Annotated in this window: 22 protein-coding genes; 16 read left to right on the plus strand and 6 right to left on the minus strand. The window is 72.7% G+C overall.

Annotated features, from left to right (window positions below; all coding sequences use genetic code 11):
* Positions 1–80: 80 nt before the first annotated feature.
* The 3 genes from RCO28_RS03380 to RCO28_RS03390 are packed head-to-tail and all read left to right on the plus strand — an operon-like array spanning position 81 to position 2,621.
* Entirely contained in the window at positions 81–1,052 is a 972-nt protein-coding gene (locus tag RCO28_RS03380; RefSeq protein ID WP_308939688.1) for an ABC transporter ATP-binding protein, read from the plus strand.
* A 50-nt stretch (positions 1,053–1,102) separates the two neighbouring features.
* A complete protein-coding gene (locus tag RCO28_RS03385) occupies positions 1,103–1,873 on the plus strand; it encodes an ABC transporter permease (protein ID WP_308939689.1) in 771 nt (256 codons plus the stop codon).
* Positions 1,874–1,931: 58 nt separating this feature from the next.
* Positions 1,932–2,621, plus strand: a complete 690-nt coding sequence (locus tag RCO28_RS03390; protein WP_308939382.1) for a hypothetical protein — start codon at positions 1,932–1,934, stop codon at positions 2,619–2,621.
* 9 nt (positions 2,622–2,630) lie between these two features.
* On the opposite strand, the gene ybaK is transcribed toward RCO28_RS03390, so the two are convergent.
* The 4 genes from ybaK to RCO28_RS03410 all read right to left on the minus strand — a co-directional run bounded on the left by ybaK (position 2,631) and on the right by RCO28_RS03410 (position 6,672).
* Positions 2,631–3,137, minus strand: coding sequence for a Cys-tRNA(Pro) deacylase (gene ybaK, locus RCO28_RS03395; protein ID WP_308939383.1), 507 nt, complete (start codon positions 3,135–3,137; stop codon positions 2,631–2,633).
* A gap of 25 nt (positions 3,138–3,162) precedes the next feature.
* The gene (locus tag RCO28_RS03400) at positions 3,163–3,912 is read right to left on the minus strand and encodes an LON peptidase substrate-binding domain-containing protein (RefSeq protein WP_308939384.1); all 750 of its coding nucleotides are present in this window, start codon (positions 3,910–3,912) and stop codon (positions 3,163–3,165) included.
* Positions 3,913–3,934: 22 nt separating this feature from the next.
* Positions 3,935–4,981: a hypothetical protein gene (locus RCO28_RS03405; RefSeq protein WP_308939385.1), complete on the minus strand. Its 1,047-nt coding sequence runs from the start codon at positions 4,979–4,981 to the stop codon at positions 3,935–3,937.
* Between the two features lie 143 nt (positions 4,982–5,124).
* Positions 5,125–6,672: an oxidoreductase gene (locus tag RCO28_RS03410; RefSeq protein ID WP_308939690.1), complete on the minus strand. Its 1,548-nt coding sequence runs from the start codon at positions 6,670–6,672 to the stop codon at positions 5,125–5,127.
* A gap of 248 nt (positions 6,673–6,920) precedes the next feature.
* Between RCO28_RS03410 and hisD the strand changes: the two genes are divergently transcribed.
* Genes hisD through hisF form a run of 8 tightly spaced genes read left to right on the plus strand, consistent with a single transcriptional unit; the run spans position 6,921 to position 12,687 of the window.
* On the plus strand, positions 6,921–8,270 hold the full coding sequence (gene hisD / locus RCO28_RS03415) for a histidinol dehydrogenase (protein WP_308939386.1): 1,350 nt from the start codon (positions 6,921–6,923) through the stop codon (positions 8,268–8,270).
* Positions 8,267–9,388 carry a histidinol-phosphate transaminase gene (locus RCO28_RS03420; RefSeq protein ID WP_308939387.1) on the plus strand — a complete coding sequence of 374 codons (1,122 nt, stop codon included), beginning with the start codon at positions 8,267–8,269 and terminating at the stop codon, positions 9,386–9,388. The genes hisD and RCO28_RS03420 overlap by 4 nt, the downstream gene beginning before the upstream one ends.
* On the plus strand, positions 9,385–9,978 hold the full coding sequence (gene hisB / locus RCO28_RS03425; protein WP_282516216.1) for an imidazoleglycerol-phosphate dehydratase HisB: 594 nt from the start codon (positions 9,385–9,387) through the stop codon (positions 9,976–9,978). Before RCO28_RS03420 ends, hisB begins: the two co-directional genes overlap by 4 nt.
* Before the next feature lie 2 nt (positions 9,979–9,980).
* On the plus strand, positions 9,981–10,145 hold the full coding sequence (locus RCO28_RS03430; RefSeq protein ID WP_308939388.1) for a hypothetical protein: 165 nt from the start codon (positions 9,981–9,983) through the stop codon (positions 10,143–10,145).
* A gap of 1 nt (position 10,146) precedes the next feature.
* Complete coding sequence (hisH, locus tag RCO28_RS03435) at positions 10,147–10,785, plus strand: imidazole glycerol phosphate synthase subunit HisH (RefSeq protein WP_308939389.1); 639 nt, start codon at positions 10,147–10,149, stop codon at positions 10,783–10,785.
* Between the two features lie 5 nt (positions 10,786–10,790).
* A complete protein-coding gene (gene priA, locus RCO28_RS03440) occupies positions 10,791–11,516 on the plus strand; it encodes a bifunctional 1-(5-phosphoribosyl)-5-((5-phosphoribosylamino)methylideneamino)imidazole-4-carboxamide isomerase/phosphoribosylanthranilate isomerase PriA (RefSeq protein ID WP_308939390.1) in 726 nt (241 codons plus the stop codon).
* Entirely contained in the window at positions 11,513–11,935 is a 423-nt protein-coding gene (locus RCO28_RS03445) for a RidA family protein (RefSeq protein WP_308939391.1), read from the plus strand. The genes priA and RCO28_RS03445 overlap by 4 nt, the downstream gene beginning before the upstream one ends.
* Positions 11,932–12,687, plus strand: coding sequence for an imidazole glycerol phosphate synthase subunit HisF (gene hisF / locus RCO28_RS03450; RefSeq protein ID WP_308939392.1), 756 nt, complete (start codon positions 11,932–11,934; stop codon positions 12,685–12,687). Before RCO28_RS03445 ends, hisF begins: the two co-directional genes overlap by 4 nt.
* Here hisF and RCO28_RS03455 read toward each other — a convergent pair.
* The gene (locus RCO28_RS03455; protein ID WP_308939393.1) at positions 12,647–13,612 is read right to left on the minus strand and encodes a 2-dehydropantoate 2-reductase N-terminal domain-containing protein; all 966 of its coding nucleotides are present in this window, start codon (positions 13,610–13,612) and stop codon (positions 12,647–12,649) included. The genes hisF and RCO28_RS03455 overlap by 41 nt on opposite strands.
* A 152-nt stretch (positions 13,613–13,764) precedes the next feature.
* Here RCO28_RS03455 and RCO28_RS03460 point away from each other — a divergent pair, with 152 nt between their 5' ends.
* Positions 13,765–14,976, plus strand: a complete 1,212-nt coding sequence (locus RCO28_RS03460; RefSeq protein ID WP_308939394.1) for a cytochrome P450 — start codon at positions 13,765–13,767, stop codon at positions 14,974–14,976.
* A gap of 19 nt (positions 14,977–14,995) precedes the next feature.
* Here the strand turns inward: RCO28_RS03460 and RCO28_RS03465 are convergent, their stop codons facing one another.
* On the minus strand, positions 14,996–15,631 hold the full coding sequence (locus tag RCO28_RS03465) for a TIGR03085 family metal-binding protein (RefSeq protein WP_308939395.1): 636 nt from the start codon (positions 15,629–15,631) through the stop codon (positions 14,996–14,998).
* Between the two features lie 131 nt (positions 15,632–15,762).
* On the opposite strand from RCO28_RS03465, the gene hisI reads away from it, so the two are divergent.
* The 4 genes from hisI (at position 15,763) to RCO28_RS03485 (ending at position 18,677) form a co-directional block, all read left to right on the plus strand.
* The gene (hisI, locus tag RCO28_RS03470) at positions 15,763–16,143 is read left to right on the plus strand and encodes a phosphoribosyl-AMP cyclohydrolase (RefSeq protein ID WP_308939396.1); all 381 of its coding nucleotides are present in this window, start codon (positions 15,763–15,765) and stop codon (positions 16,141–16,143) included.
* A gap of 20 nt (positions 16,144–16,163) precedes the next feature.
* Positions 16,164–17,669 carry an anthranilate synthase component I gene (locus RCO28_RS03475; RefSeq protein ID WP_308939691.1) on the plus strand — a complete coding sequence of 502 codons (1,506 nt, stop codon included), beginning with the start codon at positions 16,164–16,166 and terminating at the stop codon, positions 17,667–17,669.
* Positions 17,669–18,307, plus strand: coding sequence for a TIGR02234 family membrane protein (locus RCO28_RS03480; protein ID WP_308939397.1), 639 nt, complete (start codon positions 17,669–17,671; stop codon positions 18,305–18,307). The genes RCO28_RS03475 and RCO28_RS03480 overlap by 1 nt, the downstream gene beginning before the upstream one ends.
* 142 nt (positions 18,308–18,449) lie before the next feature.
* Entirely contained in the window at positions 18,450–18,677 is a 228-nt protein-coding gene (locus RCO28_RS03485; protein ID WP_308939398.1) for an HGxxPAAW family protein, read from the plus strand.
* The last annotated feature ends 243 nt before the right edge of the window (positions 18,678–18,920 follow it).

Raw genomic sequence — 18,920 nt, forward strand, 5'->3', positions numbered from 1 at the left:
GCAGGGCCGGTCCCGTAGTCTCGTCCCTCGTGAGTACGCGCACCGGCCACCCGAACGACCGTGCACACGGCGACGAGACCGTGTGCGAGACGCGTGAGCTGGTCAAGACGTACCCCGCCGCGCGCGGGCGCCGTGGTTCCCCCGCGACACCCGCCGTGCGCGCCACCGACGCCGTCACACTCACCGTCCGCCGCGGCGAGATCTTCGGCCTCCTCGGCCCCAACGGCGCCGGCAAATCCACCCTCGTACGACAGCTCACCGGGCTGATGCGGCCCGACTCCGGGAGTGTGCGGATCCTCGGGCACGACATCGTGCGCCACCCCGAGCGGGCCGCGCGGCTGCTCGCGTACCTCGGCCAGGAGTCCACCGCGCTCGACGAGCTGACAGTGGCCCTCGCCGCCGAGACCACCGGACGGCTGCGCGGCCTCGACCTGCGCGCCGCCCGCGCCGAACGCGACGACGTCCTCGACGAGCTCGGCCTCGCCCCGCTCGCCGGGCGCCCCCTGAAGAAGCTCTCCGGCGGCCAGCGGCGCCTCGCCTGCTTCGCCGCCGCCCTGGTCGGCGAGCGGCCGCTGCTCGTCCTCGACGAGCCGACCACCGGCATGGACCCGGTGGCCCGGCGCGCCGTGTGGGCCGCCGTCGACCGGCGCCGGGCCGAACGCGGCACGACCGTGCTGCTCGTCACCCACAACGTCATCGAGGCGGAGACCGTACTCGACCGGGTCGCCGTGCTCGAACAGGGCCGCGTCATCGCCTGCGACACCCCCTCGGGCCTCAAGAGCGCGGTCGCCGGCGAGGTCCGGCTCGACCTCGTCTGGCGCGAGAGCGCCCCGCTCGACGTCCCCGAGGTCGCGGCCCTGCACGCCTCCGCCGAGGAGACCGGGCGGCGCTGGACGCTGCGGCTCGCCCCCGACGAGGCCCGCGCCGCGGTCGCCGCGGTCACCGGCGGCAGGGCCTTCGCGGCGCTCGACGACTTCACACTGGCCACGCCGAGCCTTGAGGACGTGTACCTCGCGCTCGGCGGGCGTACGAAGGGTTTGGTGAAGGTGTGACGGTGTACGAGACGGAGAGGGGTACGGGGGCCGGGCGGGCCGTCGACCCGGTGGCCGCCCTGCCCGAGGCCCCGCTCGCCCCGCCCGCGCGCCTGCTGCCCGCGCTGGGCGCTGTCTACCGGGCCCAGCTGTCCCGGGCGCGCGTCGCCCGTATCCCGCTGCTCTTCGTCGCGACCTTCCAGTCCGTGGGGATCATGGTCCTGATGCGCGGCGTCGTCGACGGCGGGCAGGAGGCGCGGGCCGTGGTCGCCGGGTCCGCGGTGCTCGTCGTGGCCTTCGTCGCGCTCAACCTGCTCGCCCAGTACTTCGGCCAGCTGCGCGCCCAGGGCGGGCTCGACCACTACGCGACGCTGCCCGTGCCGCCCGCCGCCGTCGTCCTCGGCGCGGCCGGTGCGTACGCCTCGTTCACCGTGCCCGGCACGCTCGTCACGGCCGTCGTGGGGAGTCTCCTCTTCGGGCTTCCGCTCACGCACGTATGGGTGCTCGTGGCGGTCATCCCGCTCGCGGGCGCCGCGCTCGCCGGGCTCGGCGCGGCCCTCGGCCTGCTCGCGCCGCGGCCCGAACTGGCCACGCTGCTCGGCCAGTTGGGCATGTCGGCGGCGCTGCTCCTGGGCGTGCTCCCGGCCGAGCGGATGCCGCTCCTGCTGCAGTACGGGCGCGACCTGCTGCCCTCGACGTACGGCGTGGAGGCCTTCGCCCGGACCTTCGACGCGCACCCCGACTGGACCGCCGTCGGCCTCGACCTCGCGGTGTGCGCGGGCGTCGGTGTGCTCTCGCTCGCGGTCGCGACCTGGGCGTACCGGAAGGCCGCCGTCCGCTGAGGCGGATCATCATCGGCCCGGGGCCGCCGCCACCCGGAGGGCCTGGCACGATGGCAGGGTGACCGCACCGCACACACCTCCCCACCAGCCCTCCGCCCACGACCCCTGGGGCACGCCCCCGTCGCACGACGCCGCACCGCCGGTCCCCGAGGACGACGGGCCCGGACTGCAGCGGGAACTGATCCAGGCGGCGCTCGTCGCGGTGGTCCTCACGGTCTCCGGTGCGCTGCTCGGCCTGCTGTGGGGGCAGCTCGCGCCGCGGGTGCCGCTGGTCGCCGACGAGAAGGCCGTGTTCCTCAAGGAGATCGAGGGCGAGCAGGCGATCGGCGCCGACGGCACGTTCATCCTGCTCGCGCTCGGCTTCGGCCTGGTCAGCGGGATCGTGGTGTTCCTGCTTCGCAGGCGCGGCGGCGTCCCGCTGGTGGTCGGGCTCGCGCTCGGCGGTCTGCTCGCGTCGGTCGTCGCCTGGCGGCTCGGGCTGCTGCTCGGACCCGGCGACGACGTGGTGGCCCGCGCCAAGGAGGTCGGCCCCGGTGTCGCCTTCGACGCGCCCCTGGAGCTGAACTCCCTCGGCTCCCTGCTCGCCTGGCCGATCGCCGCTCTCGCCGTGCACCTCGGCCTCACCGCCCTGTTCGGCCCGCGCGACCCCGAGTTCACCGTCGGCCCGTACCACGGCTGGCCGGCCGAGTCGGGCGACGCCCACCGGTACCCGCCGGACCACGGCGCGCAGGGAACGCGTACCGACTGAACCGGAAGGTCAGGCCCGGCCGATCGGGGCCACCACAGCCCCCGTCAGTTTCGCCAGGTCGTCCGGGGACAGCTCCACCTCCAGGCCGCGGCGGCCCGCCGAGACGCAGATCGTGGCGTGCCCGGAGGCCGAGTCGTCCAGGACCGTGGGCAGGCGCTTGCGCTGGCCGAGCGGGGAGATGCCGCCGCGGACGTAGCCCGTGGTGCGCTCCGCCGCCGCCGGGTCGGCCATCGCGGCGCGCTTGCCTCCGACCGCCGCGGCCAGCGCCTTCAGGTCAAGCGAGCCCGCGACCGGGACCACGGCGACGGTCAGCGCGCCGTCCACGTCGGCCACCAGGGTCTTGAAGACGCGGTCGGGGGAGACGCCCATCGCCTCGGCCGCCTCCGCGCCGTACGACGGGTGGGCCGGGTCGTGCTCGTAGGCGTGCACCGTGAAGGGGACGCCCGCCTCGGTGAGGGCCACCGTCGCCGGGGTGCCGCCGGACTGCTGCTGCTTGCTCTTGGACTTCTTCGCCATCGGGCCCTCGCCTGCGCGTACGCGGTCAGTTCATGCTCGTCGGCCCGCGCGTCAGGTCGACGGCGGGCAGCGACGGCAGGTTACGGATCACCGCGGTCTCCGCGCGAAGGAGTTTCAGCTCGTCCCGCAGCCGGGACGCGGTGTCCGGGGCCTGCAGGAGGCGCTGCTTGGTCGGGGTGTCGAGGACCGCCGCGGCGGCGACCAGGTACGAGACCACCGACGGCTCGTCCGGCAGCTCCGCGCCCGTGGAGAGGGAGCGCTCGCGGGCGCCCGCGAGCCGCTTCTGGTAGTTCCGGAAGGCGCGGAGCACGCCCTCGGCGAGCGCCCCCGCCTCCTCGCCCGGATCCTCCTCCAGCTCCTCCAGCTCGGCCGTCAGATACGGGCCCGAGGCGTCCACGGAGTGCAGCCGGACCCGGGTGGTGCCGGTGGCCAGGACCTCGAAGCTGCCGTCGGCGCGCTCCCGTACGGTCGCGGCGTCCGCGATGCAGCCGATCTTGTGGAACGACTTCAGCGGATCGGGCCCGAAGCCCGCGGCGGAGCCGCGCTCGGGCACCGCGGTCGCGTCGGGCATGCCCGGCTCGGCCGGCGCCACCTCGTGGCCGTCGCGGATGGCGACGACGACGAACCTGCGCGGCTCGTCGGAGTCCTCGGGCGAGGCCTTGACGAGATCGCGCATCATCGCGCGGTAGCGCTCCTCGAAGACGTTCAGAGGCAGCACGAGTCCCGGGAACAGCACGGTGTTCAGCGGAAAGAGCGGAAGCCGGACGGTGGTCACGACGGACAAGCCTAATGGCCGCTCAAGCTCGCCCGGAGCGGGTCCGCCCAGAGCGGATTCCTCCGGACCTGCGCTGCGCGCGCGGGCGGCCTGCGCGCAGCGGGGTCGCGGCGGCCACCTCCAGGCGTACGCCGTCGCGCAGTTCGAGGAACTGGCCGAGCGGATCCTCGGAGATCCGGTCCCACGGGAACGACGTCGCGTACGGCCCGATGAGCCGCAGCTGCTCCAGGGCATCGCTCCACCGCTCCAGGCGGACCAGGACGTACGCGAGCAGATTGCGCACCTCCGCCGGGTACGGGTCGCCCGCCTCGTACGCCGCCGACAGCTCGATCGCGCAGTCAGCCGCCGCGTGCAGCCGGCCCGCGGGCACCGAGGACCGGCCAGGCCCCGACAGATACGCGAACGCGCCCCGCACCGGCAGCGCCCGCACCAGCGAGCCCGGCAGCGCGTCGGCCGCCGCCCGCTCGGCGAAGTCCAGGCACTCGCGGTGCGAGCCGTACCAGGACGCCGAGAGGTACTGCAGCGCCGCCGCGTGACAGCCGTAGTGGTGCGGCGAGCGGCGCACCGCCTGGGCCCACAGTGCGTTGAACCCGGTGCGCGACGCCCCGCGGCCGCGCGCGTGGTCGAGGGCGATGCGCCAGGGCACCGGGTCGCGCGGATCGGCCTCCGCGGCGGCCGTGATCAGCGGTGCCGCCTCGCGGAGCAGCTCGGCGCGGGCCGGGGACTCCCAGGCGTGCCGGACCGCGAGTTCGGCCTTGACGAGGAGGGCGTCCGGGTCGTGCGGCGCGGCGCACTGCCAGGCCTCGAACCAGTCGCCGCGGGCCTGCGCGAACGTGGCGAGCCGGAGCAGATACCGGTCCCGGTTCTCCCACTCGGCGGCCTCCCGGGTTCCGGCGAGCAGCTTCGCGGCCACGTCGTACTCCCCGTGCCCCGCGGCGAGCAGGGCCGGGGCGAGGCGGTCGTCGGGCGCGTCGAGGAGCACCGCGTCGTCGGCCGGCAGATCCGCCGCGAGGCGCGGCGCGTGCCGGACCATCCGGGCCGTGCCGATCACGGCACGGAACAGAGCCATGGCGTGAGGCCCTCCCTTGCACCTGGTGCTTGCGCAGGAGTGGACGGCTCCACGGACCGCGAGGTTGTGCGCGGCCGGGTAACGGTTCGGCCGCGAAGCCCGTACGGGCGCACGGTCCCGCCGGACAGGCCCCTGGGGAAGCCCTAGCCGCGCCGCAGTAGCCGTGACGCACCCGCCGCCACCGTCGTCGCCAGGATCCAGCCCAGCAGGACGAGCGCCGCCGCCGCCCACTGCCAGTGGTCCTCCACCCGCCAGTAGCCGTCCTGGCCCAGGTTGATCACCGGGACGAGCAGGTCGAGGGCGTACAGCGAGGGGTTCCACTCCGGGCCCTCGCCGGGCTTCAGGGCGGGCGGCTCGTACTGCTTGAACGCGATCGCGCCCAGCGCCCACAGCAGCGCCATCCACACCGCGGCCCGGCCCGGCCGGTAGCCGTACGCCACCGTCCAGTCCTGCGCGTACCCCCACAGCTTGCCCGCGAGCGGCAGGGTCTCGCGGCGGCGGCGCTGCTTGGCGAGCAGCACCTCGCGGGCGTCGGCGTCCTCGCCGCTGTTGCGCAGCACCGTCGCGAGCTTCTCGTACGGCTCCGGGCTGTACTCCGGCGTCGCCGAGAGCACCCACTCCAGGCGCCGGGCGAGCGGGAAGCTGCCGCGCGGGACGAGGTTCTCGTACGTGAAACCGCCGACCCTCAGCTGGCCCGGGCCCGGCCAACTCGTCGACTTGTCGACCAGGTTGACTATCTTCGCGCCGGAGAGGACCACACTGCCCCGCGCCATCTTCTCGCCCAGGAAGCGCAGCTCGGGTACCTGGATGCGGCGCAGCGACAGCTCCTGCTCGCTCTCCATCTGGAAGCGGGCCTGCTCCAGGTCGAGGGCGTCCCCGAACCGGCCGTCGTCGAGCCGGATCCCGCCCTGGCACTCGAACTTCTGCACCCGCACCCCGCGCGCCGGGGTCGAACCACCGGTCAGCGGCGGATTGGAGGCCGCGGCGGGCGTCATGTACAGCGTGCGCTCCACGGTCAGCTGCGGGGCGTTCAGGGCCTTGCTGCCGTACGGGTTGAGCAGCCGGCTGCCGCGCAGGCTCAGGGAGACCCCGATCTGGGCGCCGCGCAGGCTCATCTCGCCGTGCGAGTCCATCAGTTCGGCCTGGAAGTCCTGGCCGACCGTGAGCCCGTCACCGGTGAGCGTGCGGCCGCGGCGGTCGCGGTGTACCACGGCCTGGTTCAGGAGCAGGTCCGTACCGATCTGGGCGTCGGTGAGGCGGATGCCGCGGTGCACATGGCAGCGCGGCAGATGCAGATCGCCTTCGGTGTGCAGGCGGGCCGCCTCGAACCGCGGGATCGAGCAGTCCACCAGGCGCAGCGTGGAGAAGTGGCTCTCCGGCAGCACGATCTCCTTCTCGAACCGGCAGGCCTTCATCTCCACATACGGCTCGACCGTGCCGCCCGCGACGTCCAGCGTCCCCGTGATCTGCACGCCGGTCAGCTTGATCGACGCGACCCGGCCGGGCAGCGGCGGCGGCCCGTCCAGCATCAGCAGGCAGATCACCCGCGCGCGCACGCTGCGCTCAGGGCCCCAGGGGTGGCCGCCGTGCGGGTCGTCCACGTCCTGGTCGCCGCTGGACAGGTCGTATCTGCTGCCGTTCTGGAAGGCCTGCCACATGCCGATCTCGGCCGCGGTCAGGCCGTCCGGCATGTCCGTGTGCTGCCCGTCGACCACTGCTGAACTTCCTCCCCGTGAATGTCCGCCCCCGGCACGTGCCCCCGTACAGCCGTGATGCCCGCTGTGCACAGCCGTGATGCCCGCTGCGTGACGACCCGAACGCTAGCGGTGAAGCCGATCTTCCGGGGAGCCCTTATGCGCGTCCCATCGCCGACCAGGGGCTTGTATCAGCCATTGATACGGGCGATCGCCCCCTCGGGCCGTCTGCGATAATTGGTTCCGTGATCTCCCGAATCGATCTGCGCGGTGACTCCCTCCCCGAGGGTGGCGCCCTGCGCGACCTGCTGCCCCGTGCCGAGTTCGACGTCGCGGCCGCCCTGGACAAGGTGCGGCCCATCTGCGAGGACGTGCATCATCGTGGCACCGCGGCGCTGATCGACTACGCGGAGAAGTTCGACGGAGTCAAGCTCGACCGGGTCCGCGTCCCGGCCGAGGCCCTCGCCAAGGCGCTCGCCGAACTCGACCCCGAGGTGCGCGCCGCCCTCGAGGAGTCCATCAGGCGCGCCCGCATCGTCCACCGCGAGCAGCGCCGCGCCCCGCACACCACGCAGGTCGTGCCCGGCGGCACGGTCACCGAGAAGTGGGTGCCGGTCGAGCGCGTCGGCCTGTACGCACCGGGCGGCCGCTCCGTCTACCCGTCCTCCGTGATCATGAACGCGGTCCCGGCACAGGAGGCGGGCGTCGAGTCGATGGCGCTCGCGTCCCCGCCCCAGAAGGAGTTCGACGGACTCCCGCACCCGACGATCCTCGCCGCCTGCGCCCTCCTCGGCATCGACGAGGTGTACGCGGTGGGCGGCGCCCAGGCCGTGGCGATGTTCGCGTACGGCACCCCGGGACCCGACGGCTGCGCCCCGGCGAACATGGTGACCGGCCCCGGCAACATCTGGGTGGCCGCCGCCAAGCGCTACTTCACCGGCCGTATCGGCATCGACGCCGAGGCCGGACCGACCGAGATCGCGATCCTCGCGGACGACACCGCCGACCCGGCCCACGTCGCCTCCGACCTGATCAGCCAGGCCGAGCACGACCCGATGGCCGCCGCCGTCCTCGTCACCGACTCGATCGCGCTCGCCGACGCCGTCGAGAAGGAGCTGGAGCCGCAGGTCGCGGCCACCAAGCACATCGAGGACCGGATCAAGCCCGCCCTGGCCGGCAGGCAGTCCGCGATCGTCCTGGTCGACGGCCTGGAGGAGGGCCTGCGCGTGGTCGACGCGTACGGCGCCGAGCACCTGGAGATTCAGACCGCCGACGCCACCGCCGTGGCCGGACGCGTCAAGAACGCCGGCGCGATCTTCATCGGTCCCTGGGCGCCGGTCTCGCTCGGCGACTACTGCGCGGGCTCCAACCACGTGCTCCCGACCGGCGGTTGCGCCTGCCACTCGTCCGGCCTGTCCGTCCAGTCCTTCCTGCGCGGCATCCACATCGTGGACTACACGCGGGACGCCCTGGCCGACGTCGCCCACCACGTGGTGACGCTCGCCGAGGCCGAGGACCTGCCGGCGCACGGTGCCGCGATCAAGGCGAGGTTCGAGTGGAAGGTTCCGGGCCAGGAGGTGACGGGGACCAAGTGACCAGGATCGACGACCTCCCCATCCGCGAAGAGCTCCGCGGCAAGTCCCCGTACGGCGCTCCCCAGTTGGACGTGCCCGTCCGGCTCAACACCAACGAGAACCCGTACCCGCTGCCCGAGCCGCTGGTCGAGCGGATCGCCGAGCGGGTGCGCGAGGCCGCCCGCGAGCTGAACCGCTACCCGGACCGGGACGCGGTCGAGCTGCGCACCGAACTGGCCCGCTACCTCACCCGCACCGGCGGGTACGAGGTCACGGCCGCGCACGTCTGGGCGGCCAACGGCTCCAACGAAGTGCTCCAGCAGCTGCTTCAGACCTTCGGCGGACCGGGCCGTACGGCGATCGGCTTCGAGCCCTCGTACTCGATGCACTCGCTGATCTCCCGCGGCACCGGCACCGGCTGGATCTCCGGGCCGCGCAACGACGACTTCACGATCGACACCGAGCTCGCCGAGAAGGCCATCGCCGAGAACCGGCCCGACGTCGTCTTCATCACCTCGCCCAACAACCCCACGGGCACCGCCGTCCCGGCCGACACCGTCCTCGCGCTCTACGACGCGGCGCAGGCGGCCAAGCCGTCCCTGGTCGTGGTGGACGAGGCGTACGTCGAGTTCAGCCACGGGGCCTCGCTGCTCCCGCTGCTCGAAGGTCGGCCGAATCTCGTCGTCTCCCGCACCATGTCCAAGGCCTTCGGCGCGGCCGGTCTGCGCCTCGGCTACCTCGCCGCCGACCCGGCGGTGGTGGACGCGGTGCAGCTGGTGCGGCTGCCGTACCACCTCTCCGCCGTCACCCAGGCCACCGCGCTCGCCGCCCTGGAACACACGGACACGCTCCTCGCGTACGTGGACCAGCTCAAGCAGGAGCGCGACCGCCTCGTCCGTGAACTCTGGTCGATGGGGTACGAAGTCACCGCGTCCGACGCGAACTTCGTGCAGTTCGGCCGCTTCGACGGCGAGGGCGCCGCCCACGACGTCTGGCAGAAGATCCTCGACCGAGGCGTCCTGGTGCGGGACAACGGCGTGCCCGGCTGGCTGCGGGTCACCGCCGGTACCCCGGAAGAAAACGACGCGTTCCTCGATGCGGTACGCGAACTCAAGAAGGAGCAGGAGCAGAGCGCATGAGTCGCGTCGGGCGCGTGGAGCGCACCACCAAGGAGACCTCCGTCCTCGTCGAGATCGACCTGGACGGCACCGGAAAGGTCGACGTGTCGACCGGGGTCGGCTTCTACGACCACATGCTCGACCAGCTCGGCCGCCACGGCCTCTTCGACCTCACGGTGAAGACCGAGGGCGACCTGCACATCGACAGCCACCACACCATCGAGGACACCGCGCTCGCCCTGGGCGCCGCCTTCAAGCAGGCCCTCGGCGACAAGGTCGGCATCTACCGCTTCGGCAACTGCACGGTCCCGCTCGACGAGTCCCTCGCCCAGGTGACGGTGGACCTGAGCGGCCGCCCGTACCTCGTGCACACCGAGCCCGAGAACATGGCGCCGATGATCGGCGAGTACGACACGACGATGACCCGGCACATCTTCGAGTCCTTCGTCGCCCAGGCACAGATCGCGATGCACATCCACGTGCCCTACGGCCGCAACGCGCACCACATCGTGGAGTGCCAGTTCAAGGCCCTCGCGCGCGCCCTGCGGTACGCCTCCGAGCGTGACCCGCGCGCCGCCGGAATCCTCCCGTCGACGAAGGGCGCGCTCTAGCCATGAACGGCCTTTCGACCGTCCTCATCGTCGTCGGCCTCTTCCTGCTCGGCGGCGTCTACTCGTTCGTCAAGCAGGGAATGGGCAAGAGCCTCGTCACGCTCCTCTCGATCGGCGCCGCCATGTGCCTGGTCGCGGGCGTCCTGCGGCTCGACTACTGGAACTGACATGACTGAGAAGAAAGTTGTCGTCTTCGACTACGGCTTCGGCAACGTCCGCTCCGCCGAGCGGGCCCTCGCCCGCGCCGGGGCCGACGTCGAGATCACCCGTGACTTCGACAAGGCCATGAACGCCGACGGCCTGCTCGTGCCCGGCGTCGGCGCCTTCTCCGCCTGCATGCAGGGCCTCAAGGAGGCGCGCGGCGACTGGATCGTCGACCGGCGCCTGTCCGGCGGACGTCCCGTGATGGGCATCTGCGTCGGCATGCAGATCCTCTTCGAGCGGGGCATCGAGCACGGCGTCGAGGCCGAGGGCCTGGACGAGTGGCCCGGCACGGTCGGCCCCCTCAAAGCGGACGTCGTCCCGCACATGGGCTGGAACACCGTCGAGGCCCCCGAGGGCTCCGAGCTGTTCAACGGCCTCTCGCCGGACGAGCGTTACTACTTCGTGCACTCGTACGCCGTCCACGACTGGACCCTTGAGACCGCCAACCCGGCGATGCGCTCCCCGCTCGTCACCTGGTCCACGCACGGCGAGAAGTTCGTGGCGGCCGTCGAGAACGGCGCGCTGTGGGCGACGCAGTTCCACCCCGAGAAGTCCGGCGACGCCGGAGCGCAGCTGCTGAAGAACTGGATCTCCGTACTGTGACGACTGTGAACAAGCTTGAACTCCTGCCCGCCGTCGACGTCCGCGACGGCCAGGCCGTCCGCCTCGTGCACGGCGAGTCCGGCACCGAGACGTCCTACGGCTCCCCGCTGGAGGCGGCCCTCGCCTGGCAGAACTCCGGCGCCGAGTGGCTGCACCTCGTCGACCTGGACGCCGCGTTCGGCACCGGCGACAACCGCGCCCTGATCTCCGAGGTCGCCGGGGCCATGGACATCAAGGTCGAGCTGTCCGGCGGCATCCGCGACGACGCGTCCCTCGCGGCCGCGCTCGCCACCGGCTGCACCCGCGTCAACCTCGGCACCGCCGCCCTGGAGACCCCCGAGTGGGTCGCCAAGGTCATCGCCGAGCACGGCGACAAGATCGCGGTCGGCCTGGACGTGCGCGGCACGACGCTGCGCGGCCGCGGCTGGACCCGTGACGGAGGCGACCTCTACGAGACCCTGGAGCGCCTCAACTCCGAGGGCTGCGCGCGGTACGTCGTCACCGACATCGCCAAGGACGGCACGCTGCAGGGCCCCAACCTGGAGCTGCTGCGCAATGTCTGCGCCGCGACGGACCGCCCGGTGGTCGCGTCGGGTGGCGTGTCCTCGCTCGACGACCTGCGTGCCATCGCGGAGCTCGTGCCGCTCGGCGTGGAGGGCTCCATCGTCGGCAAGGCCCTGTACGCCAAGGCCTTCACCCTGGAAGAGGCCCTGGAGGCCGTGTCCTCATGAGCGACGTACGACGCGTGCAGAGCGGCAGCCCCTGGGAAGAGGCCTTCGGCTTCGCGCGCGCCGTAGCGGCGGGCGACCGGGTCGTGGTCGGCGGCACCACCTCCTTCAAGGGGATGGTCCTGTACGGCGAGGGCGACCCGTACGAGCAGACGCGCGTCGCCATCGCCAACGCCCTCGACGCGATCGGGGAGTTCGGCATCGGCGCCGAGTCGGTGGTGCGTACGCGGCTGCTCCTGACCCATGCGCGGGACGTCGACGAGGCGGGGCGGGCACACCGGGAGGTCTTCGACTCCGTGCGCCCGGTCATGACGATGATGGTCGTCAGCGGCTTCGTCGACCCGCGCATCCTGGTCGAAGTGGAAATGGAAGCTTTCCTGGGCGGCGCCCGGGACCCGTACGAGGAGCCCGATCAGTCATGACCCTGGCGGTCCGAGTCATCCCCTGCCTGGACGTGGACAACGGCCGGGTCGTCAAGGGCGTCAACTTCCAGAACCTGCGCGACGCGGGCGACCCCGTCGAGATGGCCAAGGTGTACGACGCCGAGGGCGCCGACGAGTTGACGTTCCTGGACATCACCGCGTCCTCCGGCAACCGCGAGACGACGTACGACGTGGTCCGCCGCACCGCCGAGCAGGTCTTCATCCCGCTCACCGTGGGCGGCGGCGTCCGCACCGCCGAGGACGTCGACAAGCTCCTGCGCGCGGGCGCGGACAAGGTCGGCGTGAACACCGCGGCCATCGCCCGCCCCGACCTCATCCGCGAGATCGCCGAGCGCTTCGGCCGCCAGGTGCTCGTCCTGTCGGTCGACGCCCGCCGCACGGAATCGGGTTCCTTCGAGGTGACGACGCACGGCGGCCGCAAGTCCGCCGGCATCGACGCGATCGAATGGGCCCACCGGGCCGCCGAGTTGGGCGCGGGCGAGATCCTGCTCAACTCCATGGACGCGGACGGCACGAAGGACGGCTACGACATCGAGATGATCGAGGCCGTACGCAAGCACGTCACGGTCCCCGTCATCGCCTCCGGCGGCGCGGGCCGCCTCGACCACTTCCCGCCCGCGGTCGCAGCGGGCGCGGACGCGGTCCTCGCGGCGTCGGTCTTCCACTTCGGGGACCTGCGGATCGGCGAGGTCAAGGAGTCCTTGCGGTCGGCGGGGCATCCGGTTCGGTAGGTCCCCGGCTCCCCGTCCCGGGGCTCTGCCCCGGACCCCGTATCGCGCTGAGGCGCTCGTCCTCAAACGCCGGACGGGCTGATGGATAGCCCCTGCGGCGTTTCAGGATCAATTCCAGCCCGTCCGGCGTGTGAGGACGAGCCCGCAGGGCGATGCCGTGCACCACGCGGGGCGCCGGTACGTCGAGGGGTGCCCCCTGCGCCGCGGCCACCTCGGCGAACTCCCCGATCACGGCCAGCATCCGGTCCCGGTGCACCGTACGCACCTCGCCGACCGGCACCCCGTACCGCGTCGAGAGCAGCGCCATCGGCAGCAGGAACGACAGCTTGCCCCACAGCATCGCTGTCTCGTCCGCCAACACGTCCACCTGCTGCCCGGCCCCGCGCAGCACCTCGGCGAACGCCTCCACGCGCGCGTGCGGCGCGGTCGAACTGGCCAGCTCGATCCGGGCGTTGAGCCCGCCGTGCTCGATCACCCCGGGCCCCACCCGCGTGGACTCGACCCGGATCGTGCCCGGTACGACCTGCTCGGCCGGGTAGCGCCCACGCAACACGTCGACGTGCTCGAAGCCGTTCAGGAGGGGCACGGCGAGGCCCGCGCCGAGGGCCTCGCGCGGCACCCGCTCCAGCGCCGACCGCAGGCCGGTCTCCTTCGGCGCGACGATCAACGCGTCGACAGGCTCCCGCAGTTCGGTGTCCGCCTCCACGCGCGCGGTGAAGTCCCCGAACGTGCCGCTGCGCACGGTCACGCCCCGCTCGGCGAGGACGGCGGCGGTCTCCTCGCGCGCCAGACAGATCACACGGTGCCCGTCCCGGGCGAGCAGCCCGGCGACGAGGCCGCCGACCCCGCCGGGACCGAGCACGGCGATGGTCCAGGGGGTCGAATTCGGAGTCGAGGGAGTATGCGAAGCAGGAGTCGTCGTCATGGCCGGCAGCTTGGCATGCCTGGACTCCCCGCCAGAACAAGCCAGTTCGCCCCACCGAACAACCTTCGGACCCGGCCGAAAGAGAGCGGCGCGCGGGCCGCCGCGCGGGTAGCGTCCGAGCGAGACGAGCCGTACGTCCCCTGAGGAGCGTCATGTCATCGGCCCCCGTACTGGATCTCAAGGAACTCGGCCCCGACTTCGTCCGCGACCCCTACCCCGTGTACGCGGCGCTGCGCGCCGAGGGTCCCGTCCACCACGTACGGACCCCGGAGGGCGAGGAACTGTGGATCGTGGTCGGGCACGAGGCCTGCCGGGCCGCGCTCGTCGACCCGCGGCTCACCCGCGACCTGCGCAAGGTCGACCCGGCGCTGCACCCCTTCGGGAAGGACGGCGCCGACAGCCCGGCCCTCACCCACATGCTGCTGCGCGACGCCCCCGACCACACCCGGCTGCGGAAGCTCGTCGCCCGCGAATTCAGCCCACGCCGGATCGCCGCTCTCGCCCCGCGCGTCCAGCGGATCACCGACGCACTCCTCGACGCGATGCTCGCCGACGGTGCCCGCGGCGCCGACCTGATCGCCGCCCTCGCCTACCCGCTGCCGATGACCGTCATCTGCGAACTCCTCGGCGTCCCCGAAGCCGACCGGGACGCCTTCCGCGCCTGGTCCAACGAGATGGTCGCGCCCACCGACCAGGAACTGCTGGGCGCCGCCTACCGCAACGTGGTCGACTACCTGCGCGGACTCACCGCCGCCAAACGCGAACATCCCGGTGACGACCTGCTCAGCGCGCTGGCCCACACCGTCGACGAAGGCGGCGACCGGCTCTCCGGCGACGAGCTGATCGGCATGGCCGTGCTGCTGCTCATCGCCGGCCACGAGACCACCGTCAACCTCATCGGCAACGGAGTGCGCGCCCTCTTCGCCCACCCCGACCAGCTGGAGCTCCTGCGCGCAGACCCCGACGGGCTGCTCGACGGCGCTGTCGAGGAGATGCTGCGCTACGACGGTCCCGTCGAGACCGCCCTGCCCCGCTGGACGACCGAGCCCGTGCACATCGGCGACACCGTCGTCCCGGCCGGCGTCTCCGTCCTCGTCGCCCTCGCCGACGCCGACCGCGACCCGGCGCGCTTCGCCGCACCCGACCGCTTCAACATCCGCCGGGACGCCCGCGGCCACATCGCCTTCGGCCACGGCCTGCACTACTGCCTCGGCGCCCCGCTCGCCCGCCTCGAAGGCCGCATCGCCGTCGGCGCCCTCCTGGAGCGCTGCCCCGGCCTCACCCTCGACGCGGACGAGGCCGCACTGCCGTGGGTGCCCGGTCTCCTGATGCGCGGCGTACGGACCCTGCCCGTGCGCTGGTGAGCAGGGGTCCTGCGAGGCCTCAGAGCCCCAACTGCTGGGCGCCGTGCAGGAGTTGGATGGCCTCCTTGTCGCCGTCGAGCTCCACGCGCGCGTGGTCCTGCCGGCCGAAGAGGAACATCGTCAGCTCACCCGGCTCCCCGGTGACCGTCACCACCGGAGTACCGCGGTGCGCCACCGCCGTACGACCGTCCGGGCGCCGCAGCACCAGACCCGTCGGCGACTGTCTGCCAAGGACCCGGGCCATCTTCTCGAGGCGCGACCACAGCGCGTCCGCGAACACCGGGTCGAGCTCCCGCGGACTCCAGTCCTCCTGCGCCCGGCGCACATCCTCGGCGTGCACATAGAACTCCACCGCGTTCGCCGCCTCGTCCAGCTGCTTCAGGGCGTACGGCGAGAACCGCGGCGGGCCCGTGCGGATCAGCTGGATCAGCTCCTCGTACGGCTTCTCCGTGAACTCCGCCATCACCCGCTCCAGGCGGCCGGCCAGGGCCTTGACGAGGAGGCCGCCCGCGGCGTCGGCACGCCGCTCGCGCACCACCACATGGGCCGCCAGGTCCCGGGCGGTCCAGCCCTCGCACAGGGTGGGAGCCTCCGGGCCCGCCGCCTCCAACAGGTCCGCCAGGAGCAGCCGTTCACGCTTGGCATGGGTCGACATGCTGCAAGGCTAAGCCCGCGCGCCGGACGGCGCCCCCTCGTTTCCACAGGGGCCGGGCATTCGTATGACTGCGGGGTTCACCCTGTGGACGACCGCGCCGCCCCCTCCGCGTCACCCGGCACAATGGGCCCATGAGCAGCAACCTCGACCCCGCCATCGCCGCCCGCCTCAAGCGCAGCGCCGACGGTCTCGTGCCCGCGATCGCCCAGCAGTACGACACCGGCGAAGTGCTGATGCTCGGTTGGATGGACGACGAGGCGCTGCATCGCACGCTCACCACCGGCCGCTGCACCTACTGGTCCCGCAGCCGCGGGGAGTACTGGGTGAAGGGCGACACCTCCGGCCACTTCCAGCACGTGAAGTCCGTGGCGCTCGACTGCGACGCCGACACCGTCCTCGTCCAGGTCGACCAGGTCGGCGCCGCCTGCCACACCGGCGCCCGCACCTGCTTCGACGCCGATGTGCTGCCCGTCAGCACGCCGGTGGAACAGCCCGGCACCGCCGGTCAGTAGGGTCGGCCGACATGGATCGCATGGATCTCGACACCTTCCGCAAGCTCGCCGCCGACCGCCGCGTCATCCCGGTGAGCCGCAAACTCCTGGCCGACGGCGACACCCCGGTCGGCCTGTACCGCAAGCTCGCCGCCGAGCGCCCCGGCACGTTCCTCCTCGAATCCGCGGAGAACGGCAGATCCTGGTCCCGGTACTCCTTCGTCGGCGTGCGCAGCTCCGCCACCCTCACCGAGCGCGACGGCCAGGCGCACTGGCTGGGCGGCGCCCCCGTCGGCGTCCCCACCGAGGGCGACCCGCTGAAGGCCCTGCGCGCCACGGTCGAGGCCCTGCACACCCCGCGCGACCTGCACGACAACGGCATGCCCCCGTTCACCGGCGGCATGGTCGGCTATCTCGGGTACGACGTCGTGCGCCGCCTGGAGAAGATCGGCCCCGGCGAGCGCGACGACCTGAAGCTGCCCGAGCTGACCATGCTCCTCACCAGCGACCTGGCGGTCCTCGACCACTGGGACGGCTCGGTCCTGCTCATCGCCAACGCCATCAACCACAACGACCTCGACACCGGCGTCGACGAGGCCTACGCGGACGCGGTCGCCCGCCTCGACGCCATGGAGGCCGACCTCGCCCGGCCCGTCGCGCAGCACCCCTCCTCGCTGCCGGACGCCGCGCTGCCCGAGTTCACGGCCCTGTGGGGCGGCGTCGAGTACCAGGACGCCGTCGAGGACATCAAGGAGCGCATCAGAGCCGGCGAGGCCTTTCAGGTCGTGCCCTCGCAGCGCTTCGAAACCCCTTGTCCGGCAAGCGCGTTGGACGTCTACCGCGTCCTGCGCGCCACCAACCCCTCGCCGTACATGTACCTCTTCCGGTTCGACGGCTTCGACGTCGTGGGCTCCTCGCCCGAGGCCCTCGTCAAGGTCGAGGACGGCCGGGCGATGCTGCACCCCATCGCCGGCACCCGGCCGCGCGGCGCCACCCCGCAGCGGGACCAGGCGCTCGCCGAGGAACTCCTCGCCGACCCCAAGGAGCGCGCCGAGCACCTGATGCTGGTCGACCTGGGGCGCAACGACCTGGGGCGGGTCTGCACCCCCGGCTCCGTCGAGGTCGTCGACTTCATGTCGATCGAGAAGTACTCACACGTGATGCACATCGTCTCGACGGTCACGGGCCAGGTCGCCGACGGCCACACCGCGTTCGACGTCCTGACGGCCTGCTTCCCCGCGGGCACCCTCTCCGGCGCCCCCAAGCCCCGCGCGATGCAGATCATCGATGAGCTGGAGCCCTCCCGGCGCGGCCTCTACGGCGGCTGTGTGGGATACCTCGACTTCGCGGGCGACTCCGACACCGCCATCGCCATCCGTACGGCCCTGCTCCGCGACGGCACGGCGTACGTCCAGGCAGGAGCGGGTGTCGTCGCGGACTCCGACCCGGTCGCCGAGGACACCGAATGCCGGAACAAGGCGGCGGCGGTGCTGCGCGCGGTGCACAGCGCCAACCGCCTGAGTGATCGCGGAGGCCGTGAGGGATAGTGGAACGCGTGACTTCCGCAGCCGTACCCCAGCCCCGCGCAGAATCCCGGCGGACCAAGGCGCCCGCCGGGAGGCGCAGCCTCGCCGCGGCCCTGCTGCTCGGCGCGCTCGGCGCAGCGGTCGCCCTGCTCGCCTCCCGGCAGACCTGGGCCGAGGGTGACGCCGCCACGGCGGGCGGTGCCCTGCACCAGGTCGCCAAGGGCAGCGATGTGACGGGCGTGCCCGCCGCGCTCGCCATAGTGGGCCTCGCCGCACTCGTCGCCGTCTTCGCGGTCCGCCGCACCGGCCGCGTCCTGGTCTCGGCCCTGCTCGCCCTCAGCGGCGCGGGCACGATCGCGGCGGCCCTGCTCGGCGCGCAGGACTCCGCCGCCCTGGACGAGAAGGCGGCGACGGCCAGCGGCCAGGCCGGCGCCGCGATCGACGCCGTCCGCTTCACGCCCTGGCCGTTCGTGGCCGCGGCCGGCGGCCTCCTCCTGCTGCTGGCCGGGGTGCTCGCCCTGCGCTTCGGCGGGAGCTGGCCCGCGATGTCCGGCAAGTACGAGCGGGGCACGGGCCACGGCAAGCCCAGCAGAACCGACCCGGACCGCCCCGAGGACCTGTGGAAGGCCCTGGACCGCGGCGAGGACCCCACGAACTAGGGCCCGTCTCCCCGATCTCTGCGGATCAGGCCGCACCGGCCGGGTGAGGTACCCCACGGTTCAGGGGCTGGACGGGAGTAGTGCCGCGGCGGTCCATACAATGGGTCAGAGCGTTCGACTTTCAGCACACGAGGAGCAACTCATGGCGGGCACGAGCCACGGACACACCCCGGCCGCCTGGACCGGCGTCATCATCGCGTTCATCGGCTTCTGCATCTCCGGTGCGTTCATGGTGTTGAACCAGCCGCTGGGCTTCTGGGGCGGCCTGATCGTCGTCGGCCTGGGCGGTGTGGTCGGCATGGCCATGCGCGCCGCGGGCATGGGCCAGCCGAAGACCGCGCACCACGTGGTCGTCAGCGCCGAGAGCTGAGTTCTCCGCACGGCGCGAGACACGTACGAGAAGGGGCGGAACCGGGAGAACCGGTTCCGCCCCTTCTCGCCTTCCGTCCGCGGACCCGTCCGTCCACCGACATCCGCTCAGGCGCCCGTACGGACGCACAGCGCGCCGCCGCCCGGAAGACAGGGCCCGCCCCCGGGCGACGGCGACGCACCTCCACGATGCCCCCGCGGCGCCCGCCCGCGACCGGGCCGAAGGCCCCGAGGCGGCCGGCCA

Source organism: Streptomyces sp. LHD-70 (assembly GCF_031157275.1).
Taxonomy (GTDB): Bacteria; Actinomycetota; Actinomycetes; order Streptomycetales; family Streptomycetaceae; genus Streptomyces.

Excerpts from the sequence above, each read along its gene's own strand:
- hisH (WP_308939389.1), top strand. The coding sequence starts at position 10,147 with ATGACTGAGAAGAAAGTTGTCGTCTTCGACTACGGCTTCGGCAACGTC.
- RCO28_RS03475 (WP_308939691.1), top strand. The coding sequence starts at position 16,164 with ATGGATCTCGACACCTTCCGCAAGCTCGCCGCCGACCGCCGCGTCATC.
- RCO28_RS03455 (WP_308939393.1), bottom strand. The coding sequence starts at position 13,612 with ATGACGACGACTCCTGCTTCGCATACTCCCTCGACTCCGAATTCGACC.
- hisF (WP_308939392.1), top strand. The coding sequence starts at position 11,932 with ATGACCCTGGCGGTCCGAGTCATCCCCTGCCTGGACGTGGACAACGGC.
- RCO28_RS03465 (WP_308939395.1), bottom strand. The coding sequence starts at position 15,631 with ATGTCGACCCATGCCAAGCGTGAACGGCTGCTCCTGGCGGACCTGTTG.
- RCO28_RS03485 (WP_308939398.1), top strand. The coding sequence starts at position 18,450 with ATGGCGGGCACGAGCCACGGACACACCCCGGCCGCCTGGACCGGCGTC.
- ybaK (WP_308939383.1), bottom strand. The coding sequence starts at position 3,137 with ATGGCGAAGAAGTCCAAGAGCAAGCAGCAGCAGTCCGGCGGCACCCCG.
- RCO28_RS03405 (WP_308939385.1), bottom strand. The coding sequence starts at position 4,981 with ATGGCTCTGTTCCGTGCCGTGATCGGCACGGCCCGGATGGTCCGGCAC.
- RCO28_RS03410 (WP_308939690.1), bottom strand. The coding sequence starts at position 6,672 with ATGCCGGACGGCCTGACCGCGGCCGAGATCGGCATGTGGCAGGCCTTC.
- RCO28_RS03445 (WP_308939391.1), top strand. The coding sequence starts at position 11,513 with ATGAGCGACGTACGACGCGTGCAGAGCGGCAGCCCCTGGGAAGAGGCC.
- RCO28_RS03430 (WP_308939388.1), top strand. The coding sequence starts at position 9,981 with ATGAACGGCCTTTCGACCGTCCTCATCGTCGTCGGCCTCTTCCTGCTC.
- RCO28_RS03460 (WP_308939394.1), top strand. The coding sequence starts at position 13,765 with ATGTCATCGGCCCCCGTACTGGATCTCAAGGAACTCGGCCCCGACTTC.
- hisB (WP_282516216.1), top strand. The coding sequence starts at position 9,385 with ATGAGTCGCGTCGGGCGCGTGGAGCGCACCACCAAGGAGACCTCCGTC.
- hisI (WP_308939396.1), top strand. The coding sequence starts at position 15,763 with ATGAGCAGCAACCTCGACCCCGCCATCGCCGCCCGCCTCAAGCGCAGC.